The sequence below is a fragment of the Kitasatospora sp. NPDC057198 genome (assembly GCF_042670125.1).
Taxonomy (GTDB): domain Bacteria; phylum Actinomycetota; class Actinomycetes; order Streptomycetales; family Streptomycetaceae; genus Kitasatospora.
Window position 1 is genome coordinate 1 of sequence record NZ_JBHUWH010000586.1, and the last position, 4,327, is coordinate 4,327.

At 76.1% G+C, this 4,327-nt stretch carries 4 protein-coding genes and 1 pseudogene; 2 read left to right on the top strand and 3 right to left on the bottom strand.

What is annotated here, in order from left to right; all coding sequences use genetic code 11:
• The 3 genes and pseudogenes from ACFUEL_RS35950 to ACFUEL_RS35960 all read right to left on the bottom strand — a co-directional run.
• Nucleotides 1-1,579 (bottom strand): annotated as a pseudogene (locus ACFUEL_RS35950) (hypothetical protein); the annotation flags it as partial.
• Between the two features lie 144 nt (nt 1,580-1,723).
• Complete coding sequence (locus ACFUEL_RS35955; protein ID WP_380241834.1) at nt 1,724-2,515, bottom strand: TetR/AcrR family transcriptional regulator; 792 nt, start codon at nt 2,513-2,515, stop codon at nt 1,724-1,726.
• Between the two features lie 30 nt (nt 2,516-2,545).
• The gene (locus ACFUEL_RS35960) at nt 2,546-3,136 is read right to left on the bottom strand and encodes an NUDIX hydrolase (RefSeq protein ID WP_380241840.1); all 591 of its coding nucleotides are present in this window, start codon (nt 3,134-3,136) and stop codon (nt 2,546-2,548) included.
• Nucleotides 3,137-3,259: 123 nt separating this feature from the next.
• Here ACFUEL_RS35960 and ACFUEL_RS35965 point away from each other — a divergent pair, with 123 nt between their 5' ends.
• Together ACFUEL_RS35965 and ACFUEL_RS35970 are read left to right on the top strand one after the other, a co-directional pair.
• Entirely contained in the window at nt 3,260-3,598 is a 339-nt protein-coding gene (locus ACFUEL_RS35965) for a hypothetical protein (RefSeq protein ID WP_380241836.1), read from the top strand.
• Between the two features lie 26 nt (nt 3,599-3,624).
• Nucleotides 3,625-4,327, top strand: a 703-nt coding sequence (locus tag ACFUEL_RS35970; protein ID WP_380241838.1) for a serine hydrolase domain-containing protein, incomplete at its 3' end; no start/stop codon positions are given.

Sequence of the window (4,327 nt, forward strand, 5' to 3'; positions counted from 1 at the left end):
GTGCGGCCTGGGCCGGGGCAGCCGGGGCGGCGGGGCTGGTGGTCTGGGCGAAGGGGTTGAAGTCCGGCGGCGGGACCTTGACCAGGCGGCCCTTCGGCTCCTCGTCCTCGACCGGCGCGGCCGTCGCGGCGACCGGCGGAGCGGGCTCCGGCTCCGGCTCCGGCTCGGGCTCGGGCACGAAGGCGGGCGCGGGGGCGGGCTCGGGGGCCGGGGTGGGCGCCGGGGCGGGGGTGGGCTCGGCCAGGGCGAAGGCGTCCGCGGAGGCCAGCACCGGGGAGCCGGTCGCTTGCGCGGGCAGGTCGCCGGGGGCCGGGGCGGCGAACGGGTTGAAGTCGGAGGGCGGCACTCGCACCGCCGTCCCCGACGGGCTCTCGGGCGGCTCGGGCGCCGCGACCGGCACCTGCGCCGGCGGAGCGGGCGGGGCGGTCGGCGCGGCCGGGGCGGTGGCGGCCGGGGCGGCGGCGGCCGGGGCCTGTGCGGGGACCGTCGCGGGCCGGGCCGGGTGGGCCCGGCCCACCGGGACCGGCGCCGGGGCCACCGACACGCCGTCCCAGGCGAGTTGGACGGTGCAGAGCAGGTCCGCGAACACCTCGGTGTACACGTCCCAGTCCTCGGTGTCCGAGGTGGTCATCTGGACGGTCAGCACGGTGGCCCCGTCCGGCATCGGCAGGAACGCCTCGACCGCGGTGCTCACCACCCGGCCGGACGGGCTCTCGTCCCGCAGCTCCTTCAGCGCCGGGACGGCCCGGGTCTCCACCAGCAGCGCCGCCGGACCGGCCGGCAGCAGCACCGTCCACACCTCGGCGTACGGGCGCTCGGTGGACAGGTCCACCGCGAGGTCCTGGATCGGCTGCGAGCACTGGACGGTCGACACCACCAGCGAGACCCGGGAGCGGCGGCCGTTGACCAGCAGCGCGCCGACGCCCGCGTAGGCGACGTTCGCCGCCGCGAACTGCTCGGCGAGCAGCGCCGCGACCACCGCGAAGTCGTTGCGCTCGGCCGGGGAACCGCCCGAGAACACCTCCTCGGCGGTCTCCGCCAGGTGGGCGGACAGCGCGTTGCCCGAACCCCGGACCGTCAGGGTGTGGAACGCGGGCGGCACCACCAGGCGCGCCTCCACCCCCGAACCGGTCGACAGCTCCTCGGGCGCGACGGTCGTCCGGGGCTCGGCGAGCGCGGCGAGGGCCGGGGTGAACCCGGCCAGGTCGTCGCCCTCCAGGCCGGTCGGCTCGGCGGACAGGCGCAGCGCGGACGCCGACGCCAGGTCGGTCAGGCCGAGCGCCGACGCACCGAAGCGGTTCGTCAGCACCGGCACGGCCTCGCGGCCGGCGGCGGCGTTCGGGCGGCGGAGGCCGGCCACCTCGACGACGGTGCCGAGCTTCCGCACGGCGAGCAGCCCGGGGCCGATCTGGCTGATCCGCAGGCCGAACAGGGCCTGGGCGGCGGGGTGTTCGGAGCGGCGGAACGCGGTGAGCGCCTCGGCCTGGTAGTGGGTGGCGCGGCTGCCGAGAAGTGCGGCGCACGCCGCGTCCAGCGTGGCCGTGATCCGGTCTGCGGCGGCGAAGCCGTCCTGCGTCATTCGCCGAGCCCCCTCGTTCTCGGGTGTGGACAGTTCAGCCACTTTTTATCAGACCCGACCGGCGGTGGAGGGTGGGTCTGGTTGGTGTGCGGTGGTTGGCGGGGGGAGGGACGGTGGCGGCGGGGGGAGGGCCGGGCGGACGGGTCACGGGGCGGGCGGGGCGGCGAGGTGGAGGAGGGAGTCGGCCAGGGCGGGGGCGGCGAAGGTGTCGGCGAGGTCGCGGACCAGGCGGGCGGTGGGGCCGTCGGGCTGTTCGGCGGCGAAGAACTCGCCCAGTACGGCGGCGAGTTGCCCGTCCCGGGTGGCGGCGACGGCGAGTGCGGCGACGAGTTCCTGGACGAGGTGCAGTTGCAGGGTTTCGACCGGGACGGGCTTGTCGGTGAGCCAGTCCAGCGAGCTGATCTCGGCGTTGGCGATCCAGGCGCGGACGGTGCGGCGCAGGACGGGGCTCGGGTCGGGGAGGCCGAGGTGCAGCAGGATCTGCTCCTGCGCGGCCCGCCGGACCTGGTCGATGACGGCGCCCGCGTCGGGGCCGGCGACGACCGGGCCGCCGCGCAGCAGGGCGGTGAAGCCCGCGGCGTGGGACTGCACGAAGTCGAGGTAGCGGCCCATGACGCGGTGGAGGCGCTCGGAGAGCGGGCCCTCGCCGGGTTCCTCGAAGCGTCCGGCCAGTTCCCGTCCGGCCCGGCGCAGGGCCTCCTCGTACAGGGCCTGCTTGCCGGGGAAGTAGTGGTACACCAGCGGGCGGGAGGCGCCCGCGGCGGCGGCGATGTCGTCGATCGAGACGTCCTCGGGCGCGCGGTCCGAGAACAGCTGGAGCGCCACCGCGATGAGCTGTTCGCGGCGCTCGTCGACGCTCAGCCGGCGGCGGGGCGCACGGGTGGCGGAGTGCTGTTCCTCCGCGCGGGGGGCCGCGGACGGCGTACGGGAAGCCATGCGGCCCACCCTAGGGCCTCCGCGGGCCGATCAGCCGATGCTGCGCAGGGCCAGGTAGCGGCGGTACGCCTCGCGGCCGTCGGGGACGAACTCCCAGGTGTCGAGGCGTTCGGCGAGCTGCTCCTCGGTCAGCCAGTCGTACCAGGCGACCTCGGACTCCTGCGGGTGCACCGGGCCGTCCCACTCGGCCTCGTGGACGTCGGACCACCAGTTGTGGCGGTCGCCGTCGCTGTACAGGAAGCGGAACAGCGGGCGGGTGCGGACGCCGCTGACGCCGAGTTCCTCCTCGGCCTCCCGGACGGCGGCCTCGGGGTAGCCCTCGCCGGCGCCGACCACGCCGCCGACGAAGCAGTCGTACGCGCCGGGGGCGAACGCCTTGGTGTCGGTGCGGCGGTGGGTGAAGATCCGGCCCCGCGGGTCGCGGACCAGGACGAAGACGCAGCGGTGGACCAGGCCGTCGCGGTAGACCTCGGAGCGGGGCGCGGTGCGCAGCACCCGGTCCTGCTCGTCGACCACGTCGAGGACCTCGTCGAGGTCGGTCGCGGGAGTGGTGGGGGAGGGGGCGGCCGAGGGGGTGGCGGGGGAGGGGTCGGGGGTCGCGGGGTTCTCCATGGCGCCCATTGTGGCGGGCGGCGGGGCTCCGCCGCGGTGCCGGGGCGGTGTCACCCGAAAGAGTTGGTATACGTAGCGGTCGGTCGGGGGATGAACCGGGCGAACCATCAGGAACCATCCCGAGGAGCCGAGTTGAAGAACCGCGCCGTCGTCCTGTCCGCCGCTGCCGCACTGGTCGCGCTCACCACCGCGCTGCCCGCCTCGGCGGCCCCCGCGCCCGCTGCCGAGTCCGTCCGCTCGGGCCTGGACTGCACCACCTGGATCCACAACAACGACCCGCTGTACGGAGGCGTCGACTGCACCAACAACACCGGTGGCCCGATCACCTTCCACGCCGACATCGTCTGCGGCTGGGCGCCGGACGTGACGGGCAACTCGGTGACCGCCTGGCCGGGGCAGACCCAGGAGTCCTCCGGCCACTGCGCCATCTACTCCTCCGGCATCGGCCACATCGGGTGGACGGTGGAGTGACGCCTTCGAGTGTTTAGGGTGGGCTGGTGGAGAACCAGCAGATCCGGGGTTTCGTGGCGGACGGCTTCGAGCCGGTCCGGGACGCGTTCGCGGGCAACTTCCGGCAGTACGGGGAGTTGGGTGCGGCCTTCGCGCTGTACCTGGACGGGCGGAAGGTGGTCGACCTGTGGGGCGGGGACGCCCGGCCCGAGGTCGGCGCGCGGCCGGATCCGGCGGTCGGCTGGCAGGAGGGGACGGCGCAGGTGCTGCGCTCCGTCACCAAGGGGCTGACCGCCGCCGCCGCGCTGCACCTCGTGCAGCGCGGGCTGCTCGACCTGGACGCGCCGGTGGCCTCGTACTGGCCGGAGTTCGCGCGGGCCGGGAAGGAGCGCGTCCCGGTGCGCTGGCTGCTCTCGCACCAGGCCGGGCTGCCCGCGCTGGACGTGCCGCTGCGGATCGAGGACGTGCTGGCCTGGGAGCCGGCGGCCGCGGCCGTCGCCGCCCAGGCCCCCGCCTGGGAGCCCGGCACCGCGCACGGCTACCACCCGCTGACCTTCGGCTGGCTGGTCGGCGAGGTGGTCCGGCGGGCCGGGGGCCGCAGCGTGGGGCGGTACTTCGCGGAGGAGATCGCCGCCCCGCTCGGCCTGGACCTGTGGATCGGCCTGCCCGCCGCCGCCTCCGGCCGGGTCGGCCGGCTGGTCGACCTGCCGGCGCCGGAGGCCGCCCGGCTCGGGCCGGGCGGGATGCGGA